This window comes from Bacillus sp. FSL W8-0848, from assembly GCF_038007805.1.
Classification (GTDB): domain Bacteria; phylum Bacillota; class Bacilli; order Bacillales; family Bacillaceae; genus Bacillus; species Bacillus glycinifermentans.
On sequence record NZ_JBBOYB010000001.1, the window covers coordinates 998,386 to 1,019,943 of the forward strand.

21 protein-coding genes are annotated in these 21,558 nt (G+C 43.2%); all 21 read left to right on the forward strand.

The window, feature by feature from the left end:
• Positions 1-95 precede the first annotated feature (95 nt).
• The 21 genes from NSQ39_RS05325 (at position 96) to NSQ39_RS05425 (ending at position 21,558) form a co-directional block, all read left to right on the forward strand.
• Positions 96-650, forward strand: a complete 555-nt coding sequence (locus NSQ39_RS05325) for a hypothetical protein (protein WP_175076752.1) — start codon at positions 96-98, stop codon at positions 648-650.
• The gene (locus tag NSQ39_RS05330) at positions 647-961 is read left to right on the forward strand and encodes a hypothetical protein (protein ID WP_175076751.1); all 315 of its coding nucleotides are present in this window, start codon (positions 647-649) and stop codon (positions 959-961) included. Before NSQ39_RS05325 ends, NSQ39_RS05330 begins: the two co-directional genes overlap by 4 nt.
• A 27-nt stretch (positions 962-988) precedes the next feature.
• The gene (locus NSQ39_RS05335; RefSeq protein WP_175076750.1) at positions 989-1,363 is read left to right on the forward strand and encodes an HNH endonuclease; all 375 of its coding nucleotides are present in this window, start codon (positions 989-991) and stop codon (positions 1,361-1,363) included.
• A gap of 227 nt (positions 1,364-1,590) precedes the next feature.
• Entirely contained in the window at positions 1,591-2,106 is a 516-nt protein-coding gene (locus NSQ39_RS05340) for a phage terminase small subunit P27 family (protein WP_175076776.1), read from the forward strand.
• Positions 2,103-3,812, forward strand: a complete 1,710-nt coding sequence (locus tag NSQ39_RS05345) for a terminase large subunit (RefSeq protein ID WP_175076749.1) — start codon at positions 2,103-2,105, stop codon at positions 3,810-3,812. The genes NSQ39_RS05340 and NSQ39_RS05345 overlap by 4 nt, the downstream gene beginning before the upstream one ends.
• An 11-nt stretch (positions 3,813-3,823) precedes the next feature.
• Complete coding sequence (locus NSQ39_RS05350) at positions 3,824-4,015, forward strand: DUF1056 family protein (RefSeq protein WP_057957701.1); 192 nt, start codon at positions 3,824-3,826, stop codon at positions 4,013-4,015.
• A gap of 28 nt (positions 4,016-4,043) precedes the next feature.
• On the forward strand, positions 4,044-5,327 hold the full coding sequence (locus NSQ39_RS05355) for a phage portal protein (RefSeq protein ID WP_175076775.1): 1,284 nt from the start codon (positions 4,044-4,046) through the stop codon (positions 5,325-5,327).
• Entirely contained in the window at positions 5,272-6,003 is a 732-nt protein-coding gene (locus tag NSQ39_RS05360; protein WP_175076748.1) for a head maturation protease, ClpP-related, read from the forward strand. The genes NSQ39_RS05355 and NSQ39_RS05360 overlap by 56 nt, the downstream gene beginning before the upstream one ends.
• 38 nt (positions 6,004-6,041) lie before the next feature.
• Positions 6,042-7,325 (forward strand): phage major capsid protein, encoded by a 1,284-nt coding sequence (locus tag NSQ39_RS05365; RefSeq protein WP_341014377.1) that lies wholly within the window; start codon positions 6,042-6,044, stop codon positions 7,323-7,325.
• Positions 7,326-7,349: 24 nt separating this feature from the next.
• The gene (locus tag NSQ39_RS05370) at positions 7,350-7,769 is read left to right on the forward strand and encodes a collagen-like protein (RefSeq protein ID WP_216899685.1); all 420 of its coding nucleotides are present in this window, start codon (positions 7,350-7,352) and stop codon (positions 7,767-7,769) included.
• 20 nt (positions 7,770-7,789) lie between these two features.
• Positions 7,790-8,092 (forward strand): head-tail connector protein, encoded by a 303-nt coding sequence (locus NSQ39_RS05375; protein WP_216899687.1) that lies wholly within the window; start codon positions 7,790-7,792, stop codon positions 8,090-8,092.
• Positions 8,082-8,390, forward strand: a complete 309-nt coding sequence (locus NSQ39_RS05380) for a phage head closure protein (RefSeq protein ID WP_216899689.1) — start codon at positions 8,082-8,084, stop codon at positions 8,388-8,390. The genes NSQ39_RS05375 and NSQ39_RS05380 overlap by 11 nt, the downstream gene beginning before the upstream one ends.
• Positions 8,390-8,788 (forward strand): HK97-gp10 family putative phage morphogenesis protein, encoded by a 399-nt coding sequence (locus tag NSQ39_RS05385; RefSeq protein ID WP_216899691.1) that lies wholly within the window; start codon positions 8,390-8,392, stop codon positions 8,786-8,788. The genes NSQ39_RS05380 and NSQ39_RS05385 overlap by 1 nt, the downstream gene beginning before the upstream one ends.
• A complete protein-coding gene (gene gp17 / locus NSQ39_RS05390; RefSeq protein ID WP_216899693.1) occupies positions 8,785-9,168 on the forward strand; it encodes a tail completion protein gp17 in 384 nt (127 codons plus the stop codon). Before NSQ39_RS05385 ends, gp17 begins: the two co-directional genes overlap by 4 nt.
• A 14-nt stretch (positions 9,169-9,182) precedes the next feature.
• Positions 9,183-9,800, forward strand: a complete 618-nt coding sequence (locus NSQ39_RS05395; RefSeq protein WP_216899695.1) for a major tail protein — start codon at positions 9,183-9,185, stop codon at positions 9,798-9,800.
• A 56-nt stretch (positions 9,801-9,856) separates the two neighbouring features.
• On the forward strand, positions 9,857-10,213 hold the full coding sequence (gene gpG / locus NSQ39_RS05400) for a phage tail assembly chaperone G (RefSeq protein WP_216899697.1): 357 nt from the start codon (positions 9,857-9,859) through the stop codon (positions 10,211-10,213).
• Positions 10,214-10,421: 208 nt separating this feature from the next.
• On the forward strand, positions 10,422-14,888 hold the full coding sequence (locus NSQ39_RS05405; protein WP_341014378.1) for a phage tail tape measure protein: 4,467 nt from the start codon (positions 10,422-10,424) through the stop codon (positions 14,886-14,888).
• On the forward strand, positions 14,888-15,724 hold the full coding sequence (locus NSQ39_RS05410) for a phage tail family protein (RefSeq protein WP_341014379.1): 837 nt from the start codon (positions 14,888-14,890) through the stop codon (positions 15,722-15,724). The genes NSQ39_RS05405 and NSQ39_RS05410 overlap by 1 nt, the downstream gene beginning before the upstream one ends.
• 13 nt (positions 15,725-15,737) lie before the next feature.
• Positions 15,738-17,450 carry a phage tail protein gene (locus NSQ39_RS05415; protein WP_341014380.1) on the forward strand — a complete coding sequence of 571 codons (1,713 nt, stop codon included), beginning with the start codon at positions 15,738-15,740 and terminating at the stop codon, positions 17,448-17,450.
• A 34-nt stretch (positions 17,451-17,484) separates the two neighbouring features.
• Positions 17,485-20,049 (forward strand): peptidase G2 autoproteolytic cleavage domain-containing protein, encoded by a 2,565-nt coding sequence (locus tag NSQ39_RS05420; RefSeq protein WP_341014381.1) that lies wholly within the window; start codon positions 17,485-17,487, stop codon positions 20,047-20,049.
• A 12-nt stretch (positions 20,050-20,061) separates the two neighbouring features.
• A complete protein-coding gene (locus NSQ39_RS05425; protein ID WP_341014382.1) occupies positions 20,062-21,558 on the forward strand; it encodes a phage baseplate upper protein in 1,497 nt (498 codons plus the stop codon).

Consider the following 21,558-nt stretch of genomic DNA (forward strand, 5'->3'; position numbering starts at 1 on the left):
AAAGCTGACAATGTCTAGGTATTTAAAAGGTGAGAGGGCTAAGGACAGGGCATGGCCGGTATAAAAAGATGACCAAAAACAGGAGGATGAAGTGAATGAAAGTCATGGTTATTAAAACAGATGCACACCTCAGCAAAGACGCAAAAGAAGCAATACGCGGAGAAGTTAAAAGTGCTATTGAAACAGGTGTTATGGTTCTTGATAGGGGATTGGACATATCAACGATTGAAGTTGATGAATTCCAAATTAGTGAACCGTTTTCAGAAGTGAAGTCTTTTTCTCCTGAAGAGGGCGTGATAAATGCTGTTAATTATGTTGGAAGTAAATATGCAATGCCTGTTATTGGCGTTGGTACTGCTATTCCAGCAGGAGATGCAAACGGCCTAGAACCACAACCTTTAAAATCGGCAAAGAAAACGCCTTTGCTACAGATCGAACTTGAGGATATTGATTCAGCAGCACCACGTATTTTTTACAAGGGTAAAAGGGTTGAAGGGATTATAAGTGCGGATTTTTCATACTTAACAAAAGATGACAAAGCAATTAATCCCACGTTGATTGATATTGAATACAAGGATAAGGAAAGCAAGTTTGGAACAAAGTCAATCGTTTATAATCGATACTTCCATGATCAGAGGGGAAGCTCATGAAACCTCTTAGTAAATGCGAGCGTTGTGGAGACGTTCATGCAATCGTTATGCAGGAGCAGAGAAGGAAGAATAGTGTTGTCGTTGGGTATATCCAGTGCCCAGCCTGCCAGCATAGGGCCGTGTTCTCTGTGACCACCCCACAAATAAGAGACCTGCAAAAACGTATCAGAAGTGTAAAGAATCAGTATGCGAAGGCCAAGAGATTAAAGAAGGCTGAGCGTCTTCTTGCAGAGTATGGACGTTTAAAAGAGCGCATTGGCCTACTTATGCAGCCGTTAATCGATCAGGCAAATAAAGAGTTGAACCAATGAACGATTGACATTGAAGGAGGATCAACAATGCCACCTAAGCCGTTAAGGGAGTGTAAGGCCTATGGGTGTAAGGCCCTTACCAGGGAGGGGTACTGTCCTGACCATAGGCATGTCCAGCAGGAGGAAACGAAACAATACAACAAACATTCAAGAAACAAAACATTAACAAGTTTTTATAAATCAACAGATTGGAAACGAACAAGAGAACTTGTTTTGCTTCGAGACAATCGTCTTTGCCAGCGATGCTTGAGAGAACATCGATTCACTCCTGCCGACATGGTCCATCATATTGTGGAGGTAAAGCAGGACTGGTCCAAGCGTTTAGACCTTTCAAACCTTGAAAGTCTTTGTAATGCTTGCCATAACAAGGTTCACGGCGACCGGAGCAAACCGATTAAGTAGGGATACCCCCTATGAAAATCCTTGGAAAGCAACCGCCGCGGGAACGGCGCCCCCTTTTCTGTAAACAAACACCGCTTTTCAAAGTTCCCGAAACGCAAAATACCCTCTCGACAGATTTGCCGAGAGGGCTTGATATGACTGGTTTTGTTGTTACTTTCATCATAGCATGCTTTGTGAAAAAAACAAGCGAAAAATTGCGATTTTTTAAAAGGAATGAGGTGAAAAACATGCCGAGACCTGCAAAATCCGCAGCCCTTCAATTAATACAGGGTAATCCAAATAAAAAGAATACGAAAGAGCTTGCAGCCAGGGCTAAACATGAAAAAAAGATGAAAATGCGCTCTGAAAATATCAAACCGCCTACCTGGCTGGATAAGGTGGCTAAAAAAGAATTTAAGCGGATTGCTGCTTTATTATCTGAGGTGGAAATTATGACGGAGGCGGATATCAGCATGTTGGCTGCCTACTGTAATGCGTATTCTCAGTACATCTCTATTTCGAAAATTATTGAGGAAGACGGCATCATGATTCATACAGAGGGTCAAGATGAAAACGGGGAGCCGATCAAGTTGGTTGGAGAAGAGCACCCCCTGCTGAAACGGCAGAAAAATTTCTATGATCAAATGAAATCGGCTGCTAATGACTTCGGACTCACGCCGTCTGCACGCGCCAAGCTCGCGATCACCAAAACCCAAGAAGAACGCGAAAAAACAGCAGCGGAAAAGGAGTTTAATAATGTATGAATACAATTAAACAGTTTATGATTGACTACTCGCGTGATGTAATATCGGGCGAGATTGTTGCGTGTGAAAAGCATATATGGGCTTGTCAGCGGTTTTTAAATGATATTAAAAGAGAAGGAACAAGAGAGTTTCCTTACGTGTTTGACGATGAAAAAGCCCGTCGCTTTCTTTACTGGATGACGCAATTCAAACATACAAAAGGGCCATTAGCTGGTGAAAACATAGTTCCAGATCGTATTCAAATCTTTATTTTCGGTAATGTTTATGGCTGGATTCATAAAGATACAGGATACCGCCGTTTTACAAAAGTGTATTGGCAGGTTGGCCGTAAAAATGCAAAGACTCAGAGTCTAGCATGTGTTGCATCCTATGAAGCAATGGCAAACAATGAGAAAATGTCTGAAGTTTATATAGGGGCAACAAAGACGGAGCAGGCTCAAATATGCTGGAAGGAGATAAAAGCCCAAATAGAAGGGTGCGAACTTCTAAACAAACCTGAGCAAAAATACAGGATAGCATACAGCACCATTGAACACCCAAAAACAAATTCAACCATCAAAGCTTTATCTAAAGATGCAGGAAAGACCGGTGACGGATTTAACCCGCAATGCGGCATAATCGATGAATATCATGCTCATAAAACGTCAGAGATTTACGATATCCTGGAGTCGGGGATGGGCGCAAGAACGCAGCCGATCATGGTTATTATCACGACAGCGGGGCACGAGTTAAACAATCCGGCCTATCGTGTGGAGTATGATTATGTTTCACGTCTTCTCGATCCAAACAAAGTAGAGACAAATGAACAGTATTTTGTCATGGTGAACGAAATAGATAAAGACGATGACATAAAGGATGAAAGGAATTGGATAAAGGCTAATCCGATATTAGCTTCTCATGAAGTTGGGAAAAAATATTTGCGAGATCGTCTTGAAATGGCTCTGGCTGTTCCTGAAAAGATGAGGGATTTCCTGACCAAGAATATGAATGTTTGGGTTAATATGCGCGACGGTGGATACATGGATATGCAGGCTTGGAAGGATTGCGGATCTGATCAGTTCCCTAATCTATCCGGCCGTGAGTGCTATGTAGGGATTGACTTGTCAAAACGAATTGACCTGACAGCTGTCTCGTTTATTTTCCCATTGGATAATGGGAGCTTTGCTGTTGAGAGTCACGGCTTTATGCCTGAAGATACTTTCTATGAGCGTATGAAGACTGATAACGTACCTTATGATCTGTGGAGAAAAAAGAACTGGCTAACCGTTACCGACGGCGCTGTTGTCGATTATGACTATATCAGAACCTACATTAAAAAAATGGAGAAAGAAAAAGGCTGGCGGATAAAAGAAATTGCCTACGATCCGTACAATGCCACACAGTTTGCCCAACAGATGGAGGCAGACGGATATGTGATGGTTGAAATTCGGCAGGGTGTAGCCACACTTTCAGAACCTACGAAAGACTTCCGAGAAAAAGTGAAGGCGAAAAAGATCATCCATAATAAAAACGATCTGCTGACTTGGGCTATGGGGAACGCCGTTACAAAAGTGGATGCCCAGGAAAATATAATGCTGGACAAGTCCAAGTCCACACAACGGATTGACCCGGCGGCTGCACTTATTAATGCACATGTTCGGGCTTCTCAGATTGATACAGCGATCGACTTAAACGCTTATATTCAGTCTGGATCTTTCAGCCTGTAGGGGGTGAGAACTTGAAAATTTTAAAAGCCTTACAGCTATTTTTAGAAGATATTTTGCTTATTGCAGGCATGGTATTCATTTCAATAGCCATATACCGAATAAACGTAAACGCGGGTTTAATTGCAACCGGTGTTTTTTTATTTTCGCTTGCGAGCTTGGTAGGGTTCGCTCGTCAAAAAAATAAGGATGGGGGAGGGAAATAGATGCTATTAAGCCCGTTTAAAGAGCGGGATAAAAAATGAAATTGCTGAAGAGGATAGCGGTTCCCTTCTCCATCCAGCTACGTGGTTTAGAAATATTTTTGCTGGATCTGAAAGCTCATCTGGTGAAAGGGTATCAACTAAAACGGCCGTTCTTCATCCGGATGTATATGCCTGTGTGATTGTTTTGGCGGACGATATTGCCAAACTTCCGATCAAACTTTTTCAGAACAAAAATGCAAACATACAACAGGTTCAAAATAGTGTTAGCAATATCATTCTGAACAAAGTCAATGACTATATGACAAGCTTTGTGTGGAAGCGGCTTTTGGTTACAAGACTTTGCACTTGGGGAAACAGCTACAACCTTTTACTTTTTGATAAAGACGGGAATGTGACGGGGATCAGACCCTTGGATCCGGAAGCAACAAATACAAATATTGATCCTAATAACGGCCGTGTTTGGTACTCCACAACGATTGATGGCAGATACCGAGAGTTTTTTTATGAAGAGGTGCTACATTTTAAAAATCTGTCTCTTGATGGAATTGTAGGGCAAACCCCGATTTCAGTTATTCGGGACAATATAGGGTCAAATAGAGCTGCCACAAAATTCAACGCGAAATTTTACAAGAATGGCGGTGCACCGTTCGGTGTTGTCAAAGCGCCTACCCTTTTAGACCGAAAAAGTAAACAAATTCTTAGGGAAGACTGGGAGCGGGTGAATGCGGGGCAGTCTATTGCAGTTTTAGACGCCGGGCTTGATTATTCACGAGTAACCATGCCTATGAAAGATGCCCAATTTATTGAATCGATGAAATGGAATCGCCAACAGATTGCATCTATTTACAAGGTGCCACCGCATAAAATTGGTGAACTTGATCGGGCGACTTTCTCAAATATTGAACAGCAGTCCTTAGATTATGTCAAAACCACTTTACAGCCAATCGTCACAAATATTGAACAAGAGTTGAACGATAAGGTTTTGACAGAGAATCAGCGAAACAATGGCTATTACTTTAAATTTAACCTGGAATCGGAGCTCCGTGGGGACAGTAAATCACGTGCTGAATTTTATAAAACGATGCAAAGTGTCGGCGCCTTTAGTGTCAATACTATTCTTCAAAAAGAGGATATGACAGGTATCGGGGAGATCGGTGATGAGCATTATGGAAACTTAAACCTTGTTCCCCTTTCGATTATGAAAGAATATCAGCTCAGCAAGACGAAACGGTCTTCAGATCGACTGAAAGGGGGTGATGGCAACGGAACAGAAGAAGAAAAACAAGTATTGGAACATGAAGGTTCTGGATGATTCGACCGCTGAAATCACGCTTTACGGTTCTATTACCGGCGAAGGATGGTTTAGCGAGAGCTCGTCCAAGGCCTTTCAGTCTGAATTGAAAAGTTTAGGTGACGTGAGCTCTATTGATTTGTACATCAATTCGCCCGGTGGGGATGTTTTCGAGGGGCAGGCTATTCATTCGATGCTCCAGCGTCATAAAGCCAAAATCAATGTCTATGTGGATGCGCTGGCCGGAAGTATCGCTTCCGTCATTGCAATGGCCGGTGATAAGATTACGATGCCAAGTAACGCCATGATGATGATTCACAACCCATACATGGGGATGGTCGGGAATGCCGCGGAATTCCGGAAGGCAGCCGATGATCTGGATAAGATTACTGAAAGTATCGTTTCCACATATCTTGCGAAAGCAGGAGACAAACTGGACGACGGGACTTTACGCCAGATGCTGGATGAGGAAACCTGGCTCACCGCCGATGAAGCTTTAAATTATGGCTTGATCGATATGGTTTCAGAATCAAAGGATGTAGCAGCCTGCATTGATCATCAGGTGCTGGCACATTTTAAACATGTTCCAGGCAAAATTGTTGCTCAATCTGCTGCTGGAAATCCGGCTGAAGAAACAAGCCCGAATGAAATACTAAAACAAAAGATCAATATGAAACTTGAACTCTTAAATCTTTAAGGGTTCTTTTTTATGCCATTTTTAAGGAGGATAAGCATTTGAAACAGAAAGAACTTTTGAAACTCGATATTCAATTTTTCGCCGGGGGCGGAATGTCTAAACAAGAACGAGCATTACGTCAGGCTTTGGCGGAAAAGCGTACGGAAATTGAAGCATTGACCGATGAGGGAAAACTTGATGAAGCCAAAAAACTACTTGCAGAAGCTCAGCAAATTAAAGATCAAATTCAGACATATGAGGATTTACGAAACATGCAGGTTTCATATGCACAGGAAGAGCCGCAGCAAGATCCAGAGGCAAAGAACTCGCAACAGCCAACGGATGATATCGCCAAAACAGATGCGAAAAACCATGTTCAGCTTTTCGCATCTGCCCTTAAAACAGGCAAAGTACCGCAACCTCTTGCCGCGATGAAAGAAGGTGTGGATGAGGACGGCGGCCTTATTGTACCGCAGGATATCTCCACGAAAATTAATGAAAAACGACGTCAATTTGATACGCTGGCAAATCTCGTCGATGTCATTCCGGTATCAACAAACAAAGGGTCAAGGGTTCTTGAAAAACTAGCGGATATCACCCCGTTAGTAAATCTTGAGGAATTAGCGGATATTGAAGAATTAGAGAACCCTAAATTTGAAAACATTAAATATAGCATTAAAGACTATGCCGGGATTTTGGTTCTTTCTAATGATTTGCTTGCAGATACACAAGAGGCGCTTTTGCAGTACCTTTCTAATTGGCTTGCCAAAAAATCAGCCGTGACCCGTAATACGTTGATTCTTAATCAATTAGGAACACTTGCAAAAACAACGGTTTCAAAACAGGACGACATTAAAGACATTCTCAATGTCAAACTTGATCCGGCTATTAATGCCACGACTAAAGTTGTCACGAACCAATCAGGATTTAACGTGTTAGATAAACTGAAAGACGCTTTCGGCCGTTACTTGCTTCAGCCGAACCCTACTGATCCAACTAAAAAATTATTGTTCAGTAAGCCGGTATCCGTCATTTCTGACAAGTATTTGCCAAACGGCGGTACAAAAACGACTCCAAAATATCCATTAATCATTGGAGATCTTAAAGAAGCTGTCAAACTCTTTGATCGTCAGCAATATTCCATTTTAACGACAAATGTCGGTGGTAAAGCATTCTATCGTAACTCTACAGATATGCGAATCATTGAACGTGAGGACGTCGTTCTTTGGGACACGGATGCTGTTGTTTATGCGGAATTTGCATCTATTAAAGACGCTGTTCCCGACAATGAAACTCCAAGTACCGGCGACACAGAAGATAAATCAGTTGACGTAGGAAAATAAAAAAATTGAAAAGGATGATGAAATATGGCAGATCAATTTTTAAACCAAAGTAATGGTGTTTTCACTTCCGCAGAGGATGACGGCACAGGTAAGCCCGTAACAGCTGTTTATTTGAAAAATAACAGTGAAGACAACCCTTTGTACATTAAAGGAATGCAAGGTGAACCAGGGCCCCAGGGACCACAAGGACCAAAAGGGGAAAAAGGAGATACCGGTCCACAAGGCCCACAGGGAGAACCAGGCCCCAAAGGCGACAAAGGTGATCCGGCCGTCATTGAAGAAAAAAGCATCACTCATGAAATGCTTGGTGAAAACATTGTCAGAAGTAACAACATCGGAACTGGAAGCATCATGATGGTTAACTTAAACAGTGAAGTAAAGGCCATTTTAGACGGTTTACAAAAGCAAATTGATGAATTAAAAGGTGGCGGAACATCTAGCTAACGAAGGATAGGTGATGCCTTATGACTGAAATGGAACAAAAAGAGCTTGAAGAGGCGAAAAAATTCCTCCGGGTCGATGGTGATCTGGAGGATGATTTAATTCTTGGGTTTATCGCTTCTGCAAAAGAATACATTACGGCCGCAACCGGGTTGGAGTTTCCTAATAATTCAGCGCGGGCTGATATGTGTGTAAAGGCTTTTGTTACGCATTGGTATGAAAACCGGGAAGTGGCCGGCACGACTTCAAATCTTGATGGGGTGCTTACGATGATGATCAATCAATTAAAATATACAGTTCCGGAGACTGATTCTTATGCTGAATGACATGCGGTATCGAATCAAGTTTCAAGAGAAAAAAGAAGGCGGTCGTCTCCCTGTGGAAGGTAACTATGAAACGGTCGTTGAATGCTGGGCAAAAGCCGAAGGGTTAAAAGGCCGAGAATATTACGCGGCGGCCGCGGTGCAGAAGGAGAGGACAGTAAAATTCACGATCCGACACCGCGAGGATATCGATGAACATATGCGGATCCTTTTTCAGAATCAAGCGTATGAAATTGAATCTATCATACCGAACTATTCCCGGAAAAATTTCACCATGATTAGGGCAAAGGCGGTGGAATAATGAAGATCGAAATGGAAATGCAGGGCTTTAAAGAATTAGATTCATATTTAAGCTCTCTTGCAAGGGAAAATGAATCGATAAATAAAGCCACTGTAAAAGCTGGTGGTGCGGTCCTTGCTAAAGAAATTGACAAGAATGCACCCCGATCAGACATTGGCGGAAATCACCCCCACATTGATGAAGATATCATTGTTGGGAACAGGACACGCAAGGATCCCGACGGTGAAATATATGCGGTTGTCGGTCCTACAAAAGATACGAAGTTCCGTGTCCACTTGCCTGAATTCGGAACCATTCATCAGCCGGCTAACCCGTTCATTCAGCAGAGTATGCTAAGTGCCAATGATAGGATGCTTCAGGCGATGGCAACCGTTATAAAAAGAGGGTACAAGCTATGAATGTGGCAGAAAGAGCATTACAACTAAAAAACAGAATATTTGAAGCGCTGGAAACCAATCCAGCGCTTTTATTATTGGTCGATCCTGCAAACATTTTTGAGCTTGCGGTACCGATTGGCATTAAAAGCAAACCAGCCTATATCGTCGTACAGGAATTAGACTACAGAACTACAGGGTGGGCTGACGGAAAGCCGATCAAGGACAGCGCTGTATATCAAATCGATGTGTATAACGATTCTTCCTGCGATCAAATTTTGGCTGCCGTGGTTGGGGTCATGAATCGATTAGATTTTCAAACAGGAATTTTAATCAATGGCTTTTTAAAAGATGAAGGGCTGATTCGGAAAGGCTACCGGTTTGAGGCCAATATTTTAATATAATTGGAGGTTTTAGAATGGCTGAATACAGTTCAGTTACCGGATTGGAAGGCGTTAAATTTGCGCCTTTAAAAAAGGAAAATGGCTTTTATGTGGCTACAAAAATTATTGATTATCCTTTCGCAATTAACGCGAAGGTCAATACGGATACATCAACAGAAAAGCAGTATGCAGACAACAAATTAGTTGATATGGCCGTTACAACAGGTTCCACAAAGTTGGAGCTAGAAATGCGAGATTTACCAATGGAAATCTTGGCCGAACTGTTAGGAATTGAGGAAACAGACGGCCTCTATTTATTTAAGAAAAATATAATTCCACCGTGGGTTGCTATGTCCTTCTTTGGGCCAAAAGCAAACGGTAAGAATCGCCATGTGGGACTTGTAAAAGGGCGTTTTTCTTTGCCGGATGATGAATGGAAAACAAAAGAAGAAAAGACAGATTTTCAGACGGTCAAACTTTCTGCTGAATTTATGGAGCGCGAACAAGACAACGCCTATAAAGTATTGGCTGATGAAGATGCCCCGAATTTCGATTTGGACAAGTTTTATGAAAAAGTATTTGGCAATGTCTATAAAAATCCAGATTCTGGTTCTGGTGATAAATCCAGTGTAGACATTGGTAAAACAGTATAAAGGGAAGCAGCGTGCTTCTCTTTTTTTATATCTAACAAAATAAAGGAGGAGTCAACATGGCTCAAAAACAAATTTCGGTTAAATTATGGTTTGAAAAAGAAGAAAAATACAAAACGTTTATTGCACCTCGTACAAATACAAAAACTTTGTATGAAGCTTTGGAGTTAGATGAGGCAGCTATAAAAACAAAGAATATTAAAGAAGTGCTCAAAAGTCTTGAAGATCGTATGAAATTCATTGTGCGTGTATTCCGCAATCAATTTACTTTAGAGGAATTTCAAGAAGGTCTACAGTCTTTTGAAGTTTCAGACGAAGTAAGGCGAATCATGGGCGAAATTATGGGTTATGAGGAAGTTAAGGAGGAAGAAGATTTTTTGCCGGAGGCGGAGGCCTTTCAGCAGAAAAAGGAATAGAGCAGCTCAATGATATTTACGCAGCCCTTTTAAAGCAGGGTTGGACCATGACTGAAATTGATGAGATGGATATTTACCATTACTTAGAAGTCTTGGCACATGAAAATAAACCAAAAGTTGTGCCAATAGATCAAGTGTTTTTCTAAGGCGGGTTTAACAGCCGGTCTTTTTTAGTTGAGTTTATGCCAGGGAAGCGGGGTGGATACATATGGCGCAACCTATCGGAAATATGATCGTTAAAGTAGGCCTTGATGATACTGGCTTGAACCGAGGAATTGAAGGCTTAAAGCGGCAAATGCGTTTAGCAAATTCTGAAATGAAAGCATCCGGGTCTATCTATAAAGCGGCGGGTAATCAGTCTAAATTTCTCCAATCCCAAGTAGAAGGTCTCAATAACAAATATCGTATCCAAGGTCGCTTGGTGGAAGAGCATCGGACGAAATACGAAAAATTAGCGAGAGAAAAAGGAATTGACAACCGCGAGACTCAAATTCAAGGGCGGCGGTTAAATGATGCTATTGCAGTTCACCAAAGCCTTGGAAACGAACTGCAACGTGTAACAAGAGAATTTGAAAATACGACAAACAGCACCCGCCGCGCTTCGGGTGTTTTTTCTGTGTTCAGACGGGATTCAGGGAAAGTATCTGAAGGGCTAAACGCTGTTTACCATTCTGCTTCTAAGGTTGGAACAGCCCTTTCGGCTGTTGGCGCAGCGGGAACGTTGGGGATTGGAGTAAGTGTAAAAGCCGCAGCTGATTTTGAAAAAGCTATGAGCCGTGTTGGTGCTTTAGCGAATGCAACAAACGACCAGATGGCTAAGCTGACAGAAACGGCGCGTCATTTGGGTGCAACAACTCAGTTTACTGACGGAGAAGTTGCCGAAGGAATGCAGTATCTTGCGATGGCTGGGTATAAAACGAATCAAATCATTGGAGCTATGCCTGGTCTTCTCTCGACTGCCGCAGCTGGTCAAACAGACCTCGGAGTCACAGCTGACATCGTTTCCGATATCTTGACGGAATTTCATATCAAAGCTGAAGATACAAACCGTGTTGCGGATGCGATGACGTACACGTTCACCAATTCAAACGCAACGCTTCAAGAGATCGGCCAAACGATGAAATATGCGGCTCCGGCGGCAAAAACGGCCGGGCTCAGCATGGAAGAGTTAGCCGCAGCAACGGGTATTATGGCAAACAGCGGGATTAAGGCTGATATGGCAGGAACGGCTTTGCGGGCTACACTAACCCGCTTATCATCTCCGCCAAAACAGGCCGGAAATGCGATCCATGAATTAGGTTTGCAGGTAACCGATTCAACCGGAAAATTGCGTCCGCTTTCGGATATAATCGGCCAGATCAATGAGAAAACAAAAAATTATACCGAAACTGAAAAAATCCGTATTGCCAAACAATTGGCGGGGCAACACGCCCTGTCTGGTTTTATTACTTTAATGCACGCAGGGAAAGATAAGCTCCAAGATTTTACCAAAGAGATAGAAAATAGCGGGGGCGCCGCGGACAAAGTAGCCAAAAAGCAAATGGATAACCTCGCTGGATCTGTTGAATATCTGAAATCAGCTGTGAACAACGCTCTTATCACTTTGGGGAATCAGTTTCTCCCTGTGATTCGTGCAACCACTGACGGCCTAACAAAATTCGTTACCTGGTTTGATTCATTACCCCCTTCTGTTGCGAGTACCATTGCGATCACTGGCGGAGCTGTAACTGTTTTTTCACTTTTGGGTGGAGCATTCTTATTGATTTTAGGCTCTCTGCCAAAAGTGGCAGCAGGCTGGAACATGTTACGTACTGCCGGGAGCTATTTAACAGGTAATGTAAACCGAGCATCAGCAAGCCTCAGCGTTTATTCCACAGAAGCTATTGCGGCGGGAGCAGCTTCCAGGACAGCGGCTGCAGGAATGAACACGACCTCCACGGCGGCGGCTGTAGCATCTACAAGGATGGGACGTTTCCATCAATCAACCGCGGTCGCAACAACGAGAGTAGGGCGGCTTGAGCAGTCATCTAGTAGAAGTACAAGAGCTATGCGGGGACTGGGTGGTGCTTCACGTGTTGCCGGGCTTGGTCTAAGTTTATTTGGCGGCCCCGTCGGGACAATCGCCGGTCTTATTCTTTCCTTTGCGCCTGAGCTCTTAAAATTCGGCGGCAATATTTTAAAGGTCGGAGCCAATGCAATTAAAGGTGCTGGCGGCTTTTTGAGTTTAGCGAAAAGTGGTTTTGGTCTGTTTAACATTCTTAAAAAGGGCGCAGGAGTTGTCGGTCTTTTACGCGGTGGATTGAGCCTTCTGGGCGGTCCTATTGGCCTTGCCGTTACAGGTGTAACGCTTCTCACGGAAGCCGGTATGAACTATTATGATAACCTGAAGAAAAGGGTTCTTCCATCGACTATTGACTTTGGTGAGGGAGTATCGAAGTCTACTGCAAAGGCTGTGAATGCTTATGAAGATATGAATACAAAAGTCACAGCTAAGCTTGAGTATCTTCGTTTAACCAATGCGAAAATCACCAAGAAAATAGCGGACGATGTCAAAACAAGGTTTACAGCGATGGGAGAGACTTTGAAGAAAGGGTTTGAAACAAGCGCTGATTCAGCTACCAAGGTATTAAGGGAATTTTATGCTTCTAATGATAAAACTTCAGATAAGGAAGCAGCTAAGATTCTAAATAAAATTGAAGTTGGAAACCAAAAGAAACAAAAGAAAATACAAGGATACGTGGATCGTGTAAATGAGATTTATCGAAACGCCGCAAAAGAACATCGTAAACTTACGGATAAAGAAAATAGAGAAGTTACTAAAATTCAAGGGAAAATGCTCGCCCAAATGGAGACAGCACTTACTCGTAGTAAAGATGAGCAAACGAAAATTTCGAGAAAGTTGAAAGAAGAATCTTCAAACCTTTCCGCCAAACAGGCAGCCGCTGTTGTGAAAAACAGCAACAAAGCAAAAGAAAAAACAATTAAAGCTGCCGAAAAGCAGCGCGAGGCTGTTATTGATGCTGCTGATGATCAGTATTATGTAAAAGGCACAATTTCAAAGAAAGAGCACGATGACATTGTTGAGAAAGCTAGAAGCCAAACCGAAAAAACAATTGAAAAAGCAAAAGAGACACATAAAGGCGTAGTCGAGGAGGCAAAACTTCAAGCTGCCGGCCATCTTGATCAGGTTGATATTGAAACAGGTGATATCCTTGATGAATGGGATCAACACCTAATTGATTTAGCGGGGGTAATAAATCAGATCACCGGCTATATTAATAAAGTTCTTGAATTTCTGCACGCGCCAACGATACCGGAGTGGAAACCCAAAGGCTATCAAGATACTTCTAAAATGCAAGTTGCACCTGGTGTCGCTTATGCAAAAGGAACAGACTTTCACCCTGGAGGAAAAGCGATTGTCGGTGAAGAAGGGTGGGAGTTGGCCCATACACCAGGCATCGGAACTTATGTTGTAGGGGCAGGGGGCCCGCAAATTTGGGATCTTCCACGAGGCACCTCCGTACTCCCACACGATCAGTCTAAAGAGTTAGTAGCTACGGGGCTACCTGGCTATGCAGGCGGTGTCGGCGACTTCTTCAAAAAAGCAGCTGAAGGATCTAAAAAAATGATTACTGGGGCTGTGTCTTTTGGAAAAAGTGTTGTAAATAAAATCGGGGATGTCAGCTCAACCGCAATGGACTTGATTACAAAGGGTCCCGGCAACTTAATCAAAAAACTGTTTAGTGGGCTGATCCCCTACAAAACTGGAAAAGGCATTGACTCGTTAGGGACCGGTATACTCAAGACATTGAAGGATGGGGCAGCTCAGTTCCTGAAAGGTGTCATGCCGGATCCAGGTACATTTAAAGGAACCGGCGGAACAAAAGCTGTAAACCAATGGGTGACTGAAGCAGTCGGCATCGCGGGTGTGCCGATTTCATGGATCCCTGGGCTTGTTACTATCGCCATGAAAGAAAGCGGCGGTAATCCTAACGCCATCAATTTATGGGATTCTAATGCGAAAGCTGGGCACCCTTCACAAGGGCTGATGCAGACGATTCCAAGCACGTTCAACGCGAACAAGTTTCCTGGACATAATAACATTTTGAATCCGATCGACAATATCTTGGCTGCCATTAACTATATCAAACGTCGATATGGTGACATAAACAATCATCCGGGTTTAAAATCAATGGGCCGAGGCGGCGGATATGTCGGGTATGCAAAAGGCGGTATTTCGCCCGGCCGTGGTGGTTCAAAGTGGGCAATTTTAAATGAGCGCGGCTATGATGAAACCACGATCACGGAAGATCCGGCTTATCGGGAGCGTAATATTGGATTATGGGCTCGTGTCGGTAGCAAGCTTGGTGTACTCCCGTCACTACAAGACGGAATGATTTCAAAAGCACTCCTTTTGCTTCAAAAGGTATCGGCGAAACCGGAGAATGAGCTGCAACCATCCAATAACATATCTGTGGATATCAGCCGTGTTGTGCAGAATCAAGAAAAACAAATTAGTATGATGGCAAAACAAATAGATTTTCTGAACAAAAATGTGCAGCTTTTGCAACAGATCCTATTAAAAGATAACAACACTTATCTTGATGGGAAGAAAATCGATCAATCATCTGGCGATCGGTATAATCGAACTTCATACCTGAATGGGGTGAGATAGTGGAATTGTACATTGACTATGATAATGGTTTGGGGGAGCAGAGTTTAAGCAGCCTGCTTCCTTTTTTCGAACCTTTAAGTTTTACACCTGAGTCACCAGGCATTGAGCGGGAAACAACAAATATCCCAAGAATAAATGGGGTCGTTTTGCCGCAGCATCCCCGCGATGTCAAATATAAAGAAAGAAAAATATCGGTTGAAATCTATATGAATTCAGTTATTGCCGAAAATTTTTATCAGTATCGGCGAGAACTATACGCGGTTTTGGTTAAACCGTTCCCTTACTATATTTCAACTGACTTGCTGCCGAATCTCCGTTTTCGTGTCACATGTGATGGGAATTTCAGTATTCCAAAGGAAAAAGAAAAAAACCATGTTTCTTTTACTGTGGAATTTAACAACTACACTGGTTTGGCTGAGTCAAAATTTACTACTTTGACAAAACAGAATTTTCACGGAGAATACTGGAGCCCAGGCATGAATATTCAGATGCACGACAACCTGGAATATGTGTTTAAAAATCGAAAAAGATTTCAGGTTTACAATACGGGGGATGCTTTTATCAATCCCATGCAGCATGACTACAGTGTGACCTTACGGGCTTCAGGTAAAAACGTGACGATCATCAACCATACAAATGGGGAGAAGCTGAAAATTGAACAGGAATTGAAAAAATCACAGCCTGTCACTTTTATCAAACAGTATACCGTGATCAATAATAAGCCGGTTAAAACCTCCGGCAGGCTCCCGGGGCTTGATATAGGGAGCAATGATTTTGAAATACAAAATACTGATGATTTTGAAATCACTTTTGATACACGATTCTATTACGCATAAGGGGTCAAGTAGAATGGCAAATTTAGAGTTTATAAAAGAAATTGCACCAGATGCACAACGGGTTTACAAAAAATATGATATTCTTGCGTCTCTTATTATTGCTCAGGCCTGTTTAGAGAGCGCATGGGGGACAAGCGGGCTCGCTCAGAAAGGAAAAAATCTATTCGGAATTAAGGGGACTTATAACGGGCAATATGTTCTCATGTGGACGACTGAATACGATCGGAAAGGGAATGCGACCCGGGTACAAGCCAAATTCCGCAAGTACCCATCCTGGTATGCTTCTCTGCAAGATTTAGCCAAACTTTATGTTAACGGAACAAGCTGGGATCCCGACCATTATAAAGCCATAGTAGGTGAAAAAGATTACAAGAAAGCGACAGCAGCCCTTGTAAAAGCCGGTTATGCTACTGATCCGGCTTATGCAACGAAATTAAACAATCTAATTGAAACGTATAATCTTACACAATATGATTCTGTGGACGGTATTCCTGATGATCCTGATCAACCTGACACACCGATACCGGAGCCGGAATTTCCGAGTAAGGAGTATGACGGCAAAGACATCACACTCAATCAGAGTTTGCCTTCAGATGTTGATTTTCCACAGCTGCATGTTTCAACGAAGGATGGTAAAAGTGTTGTTGAAATAACCGGGGTTTCCGTTGATCTGACGGACGATACGACAGGTAAGAAGAGTTTTACCTTCACGATCACAAAAACGCAGGAGAACGGCACAGAATTCGATTTATTGGTGAACGACAACATACTTTATCTGGATGAGAAAAAATTCAATCATCAAAAATACTATATTACGGATGTAGAAGTAAGGCAGGAAAATAATATCCTTTCAAAAACCGTCACAGCAGCTCATATTTTTTCTGTTCTACTGATCAATAATTACGTGAATGATACCGTAACAAAGAAATTAAAGCTTAGAGAAGCGTTGGATATTGCCTTGAAAGATACAGATTTCAAATACATTCTGAAGGCGCCAGAAAGCGAGTTTCCAAGCGCTGATCATGAGAATTTTGGTGATAAAAACTCTACGGAATTGATGGATGAAATTATTGAAGATTATGGGCTTGAAATAGATGTCGATAATTACAAAATCTACGTCTATAAAAAGATGGGAAAGCGCATTGATTTTACTCTGGATTCCCGTTATAACATGCCAGGCATTACAATTAAAACAAGTTCCCAAAATAGTACCACACGAGCCTGGGGATACGGTGCCTTAAAAGAAGGCAGCAATAGTACTGACAAGGATCCAAAATATGAATTTGAACCTATTTTATATGTTCACCCTGATGAAGAGAAATTCTTAATTGAAGGAAAGCCGCGGTGGGCTGAACCGATAAAAGATGAAACAATAAAAAAATCCAGCCGCATGGTTTCTGCTCTGAAAAAGCATGTGAACCCTTATCCGGAAATGACGATCGAAGCTGATTTTCAAAAAATCTATGAGCCGAAACTTTTAGAAATTGAACAAGACTTCTGGAAAGGCGACACAATCCATGTCTTGGCCGATACAGCAGAAGGCATCACATTTGAAGATGATGTAAGACTGATTTCAATTCAGTACAATCCATTGGATCCATACAGCAGCCCGCAGCTGACGTTTGCAAATTTCCGTAAAGACATTCAGGACATCAATGTTGACCAGGCAAAAAGGTTGAGGAATCAAAAAAGATATATGGATCAGTTGTTTAAAACGCTCAGATAAGCGTTTTTTATTTTGTCAAAAAGGAGTGAGTAAGATGGTGCGGCTTACCAAAAACTACAATACGACTCGTAATTCCCTCTATGAATCGCAATTAAGAGGGGACATGCAGAGTATTGAAAATGCGTTAAACGACCATGAATATAATTTGAAAAGCCATAGATCTTCTAAAACCGCCCACACGTCGGAACAAATCGACCACGGCGGTTTTTCTGTTGCTAACCGATTAAAAAATCTATATTCGCGGTTTACTAACCTGATCGTGAATCACGACGGGACGGATGTAAAGGAGGTTGTGGACGCCAGGGTGACGACTTCCGGGGAAATCGCACAAACGTTGAAAGACCGACTGGATTTAGAATTTAATAAGCTTGAACAGAAAATAAAAAGAGAAGTAAATGTTGATGATTTCGGCGCCGTGCCGGATGGAAAAACCGACAGCTCTGAGGCATTTAGGAAAGCGGTGGGGGACGGCCGTGTAAGGGTTAAATTAAGCGCTGGAGAGTATATTGTAAAAGGGGTTAAGCTCCCATCATGGACCTACCTTGTCGGTCAGGGCAAAGGTGTGACGATCCTGAAATTACACGAGGACACACCGGCCAGTGAATGGGTGATCACCAATACCGATTACGAAAAGGGGAATAGAAATATTTTCGTACAAGGGATGACACTTGATTGGAACCCGGACAGACAAGGCGGCGTCGGGGCTACTGGCGGTCAGCATTCCAGCTGTCTGACCCTTGCAAATGTACAATTTGGATGGGTGAAGGATGTCGAGGCTATCAATGCGGGGCTGCACGGTTTCGATATTACGGCGCCCACATATGATCATCTGCCGTCCACACAGTATACAAAAGACGGCTGCCGGTATATTTGGCTCGACAACTGTGTTGCTTATGGGGCAGGAGATGACGGGATTACGACGCACTATAGTGAATATCTTTTTATTTCAAACTGTCATTCTTTCGATCCGAGAGGTACGGCCCACGCGAAAGGACAGTCAAATTCAAACGGTATTGAAGTGGACGACGGATCAAAGCATGTTTGGCTTTTAAATAACCATACGTCTGGTAATATCCGGGGTGTAGAAGTCAAAGCACATACTGAATGGCCTGCATCCCAAAACGTTCATGTCATTGGGCATGTGTCCTATCGTGATGTGCGCGGCTATGATTTAAGACATATCGGGCACCATCTGGCGACCGATCCGGAAAGCACGACGGCCTATAATGTCACCTTGACGGATTGTACAGCCATCGAACCGGTATTCAATGACATGTATGCAGGGCTGTCACCGCGTGCTTTAGTTGTTTCAGCTTATAAAAACGTAACTGTCAGCAACTTTACTGCAATAGGTGATCCTTCATATGACTATAAGGATAACCCGGTCATTGCCTTGCAGTATCGAAGTCGAAACATTTCCTTGAACAATATCACGATCAGGGGATTCAAAAAAGCGGGCTTTGATATTCGTCTATATGGCGGTCCGCAAAAAACGGATAATGTCAACCTGTCCAATTTTACTTTTTATAAGTCTGCAAAGCAGGGAATCGGAATCGGCGGCGGGGTGTACTCTGTGAATATCTCCAATGGAATCATGGAAGGAGAAGGCGGTACGTACGGGATCACGTCACCAAATTCACAGGCGAACATTAATAATGTTCAGACATCCGGCTACTCCTACGCGGCCATGATTAAGGGGAACAAGTACAAATTTGTACCAACGAATTTCAAAGGAGGATTCCGAGGGGCGACGACTTCCGGGGCTCCTTTAGATCCAACAAGTGCGATTATCGCGGCTACAGGTGACAACATAGCAAAAGGCCCAAGGAATTTCATGGGTGGCGTTTCTGGCGGCTCCTCCACAGAAGGATCACGGCAGGCCATTTTTGCAGCGAACAACTCGCAAACGAAAGGGGACGGGCCTGCAAGAGTCGTAATGGCTGCCCAAGCGGTTGTTAACGACGACAGTTATTCTGTAGTTGGCGGATACGGCACCGGATCACCATCGAAGGATAATATTAAATGGAAAATCGGCTCCACAAACGGAAATATCCAAGGTGTCGGCCGTGTCGAAAGCGTGTCCGACTTCAAAGACCTTGCGGAATATTTTGAGTCTAAAGACGGCCGTAAAATTGAATCTGGTTATCTGGTGACCTTGGACGGGGACAAGATCAGGAAAGCCGAAAAAGGGGACAGGGTCCTTGGTGTTATTTCTGAGACTGCCGGGGTCGTTATGGGCGGTGCAGCATTTTATTGGAACGACCGTTACCTTAGAAATGAATTTGGCGGCATTATCTATGAAACCATTAATGATAATGGTCGAGCAATCATAGTACCTATGGAAAATCCAAACTATAACCCTGACCTTGAATACATTCCACGGGAAGAGCGGGACGAGTGGCATGTCGTCGGTTTGGTTGGTCAGGTATATGTCAGGATTGATGAGACTGTCCGGGGAGGAGACTACATCGTCCCAGCTGACGGAATCGGGACAAAAACAGAGGATGGCACAGGCTTTTATGTGATGCGAATTAAGCAGCCATATTCCGCCGAAAAAGGGTATGGAGTCGCATTGGTCTTCATGCACCCACAGATGTAAGGAGGTTCAGCGATGATCTATAAGGAAGGCGAAGTATCTTTTGATATTAACGCGCGGAAATCCGCAGCCAACTCTACCAATATACAATTTTTCACCCAGGATACGGGCAGCGCAAAGCTGTCCTTTTCTTTTACAAAAGACGGCGCTCCGTTGCCCCTTTCGGCCGTAGACGCAAAAATCGTTCTTCTATATGCGGATGACTCATTTTATAAACGCAGCTTGACGCTGACGGACAAGGTAAACGGGAAAGCAGAATATGTTCTATCTGATGAAGAGCTCAAGCATTACGGTGAAGTTAAGGCCGAAATCAAGCTTTATTATACGAACGGTCAAGCGCTTGCCACAGTATTTTTTACTTTCACCATTGCGAAAACGCTCGAAGATCAGAACATTGTGCCGGTTGCTGAGTACTACATTGCCGATTTTGAAACTTTGCGGGCTAGCATAAACAAAACTGTGGATGAAATTAGTCAAACCGTTGAGGAGCTCAAGGCCAAGTTTGCCGACCTTGAGAACATCGAAACAAAAGAAGGTGCCCAGGCAAAAGCGGACGCTGCGGAGTCAAATGCGAAATCCTACACGGACGCCCATGCGGCTGACAAAGTGAAACATATCACTGCCGATGAAAGAAAGGGGTGGAACGGAAAGGAGACGCCTTCCGGCGCTCAAGAGAAGGCGGACAAGGCTGAATCAAATGCCAAAGCCTATACAGATAACCATGCAGCCGATACGGTGAAGCATATAACCGCTGACGAAAGGAAAGCCTGGAACTCAAAGGAGTCGACGGGCGGCGCGCAGGAGAAAGCAAATAAAGCGCTGAGCGATGCCAAAGCCTATACGGATTCCCATGCAAAAAACGGGTTGATCCACGTCACGCAGTCAGACAAAGAAAAATGGAATGGCGCACAGTTATACAAAATAACTGGTGACAACGGAAATCGTACAAAATTGGTGGATGGAACTGACTTGTTATCTTTACCCACTGGTTTTTATTATGCGTCAGGTACCCAAGTGAAAAACAATCCTGCACCAAATGATGCCTCCTGGTTTAATTATGATGTGATTGAGACTGGAATGGGTAGAAAAACAATATTTGCATGGCGCAGCTATGATAATACTTTGTGGCATTCAACCATTCATACAGATGGAATTTTTAAAGGCTGGAAAAAAGTTCTGACGGATGCGGATTTATCCCCGGCCTGGAACTCCGTAACACTCATAAATGGAGCGAAGCAGGATTCGGTATATCCGTTGAAATTTTCCGTTAGCAACAACGTTTTGTGGTTGCGCGGATCATTCGGTACATTGCCGGCTCCTGGAACAGTCGTCGCGAAATTTACGAATAAGCCGACGCAGACAGTCGATTTTGTTGTGCCGACGATAGGCTCTTATGGAACTGCGCGGTTCTCCTTAACAACCGATGGAGACTTGAAATACGACGGTATGCTGGCTAATGATGAATCAAAGGTGACGAGAGTGTCTATGAATGAGCCTATTCCATTATGGTAA

Coding starts and splice junctions, on each gene's coding strand:
- NSQ39_RS05325 (WP_175076752.1), top strand. CDS start 96: ATGAAAGTCATGGTTATTAAAACAGATGCACACCTCAGCAAAGACGCA.
- NSQ39_RS05330 (WP_175076751.1), top strand. CDS start 647: ATGAAACCTCTTAGTAAATGCGAGCGTTGTGGAGACGTTCATGCAATC.
- NSQ39_RS05335 (WP_175076750.1), top strand. CDS start 989: ATGCCACCTAAGCCGTTAAGGGAGTGTAAGGCCTATGGGTGTAAGGCC.
- NSQ39_RS05340 (WP_175076776.1), top strand. CDS start 1,591: ATGCCGAGACCTGCAAAATCCGCAGCCCTTCAATTAATACAGGGTAAT.
- NSQ39_RS05345 (WP_175076749.1), top strand. CDS start 2,103: ATGAATACAATTAAACAGTTTATGATTGACTACTCGCGTGATGTAATA.
- NSQ39_RS05360 (WP_175076748.1), top strand. CDS start 5,272: ATGGCAACGGAACAGAAGAAGAAAAACAAGTATTGGAACATGAAGGTT.
- NSQ39_RS05370 (WP_216899685.1), top strand. CDS start 7,350: ATGGCAGATCAATTTTTAAACCAAAGTAATGGTGTTTTCACTTCCGCA.
- NSQ39_RS05375 (WP_216899687.1), top strand. CDS start 7,790: ATGACTGAAATGGAACAAAAAGAGCTTGAAGAGGCGAAAAAATTCCTC.
- NSQ39_RS05380 (WP_216899689.1), top strand. CDS start 8,082: ATGCTGAATGACATGCGGTATCGAATCAAGTTTCAAGAGAAAAAAGAA.
- NSQ39_RS05385 (WP_216899691.1), top strand. CDS start 8,390: ATGAAGATCGAAATGGAAATGCAGGGCTTTAAAGAATTAGATTCATAT.
- gp17 (WP_216899693.1), top strand. CDS start 8,785: ATGAATGTGGCAGAAAGAGCATTACAACTAAAAAACAGAATATTTGAA.
- NSQ39_RS05395 (WP_216899695.1), top strand. CDS start 9,183: ATGGCTGAATACAGTTCAGTTACCGGATTGGAAGGCGTTAAATTTGCG.
- gpG (WP_216899697.1), top strand. CDS start 9,857: ATGGCTCAAAAACAAATTTCGGTTAAATTATGGTTTGAAAAAGAAGAA.
- NSQ39_RS05405 (WP_341014378.1), top strand. CDS start 10,422: ATGGCGCAACCTATCGGAAATATGATCGTTAAAGTAGGCCTTGATGAT.
- NSQ39_RS05415 (WP_341014380.1), top strand. CDS start 15,738: ATGGCAAATTTAGAGTTTATAAAAGAAATTGCACCAGATGCACAACGG.
- NSQ39_RS05420 (WP_341014381.1), top strand. CDS start 17,485: ATGGTGCGGCTTACCAAAAACTACAATACGACTCGTAATTCCCTCTAT.
- NSQ39_RS05425 (WP_341014382.1), top strand. CDS start 20,062: ATGATCTATAAGGAAGGCGAAGTATCTTTTGATATTAACGCGCGGAAA.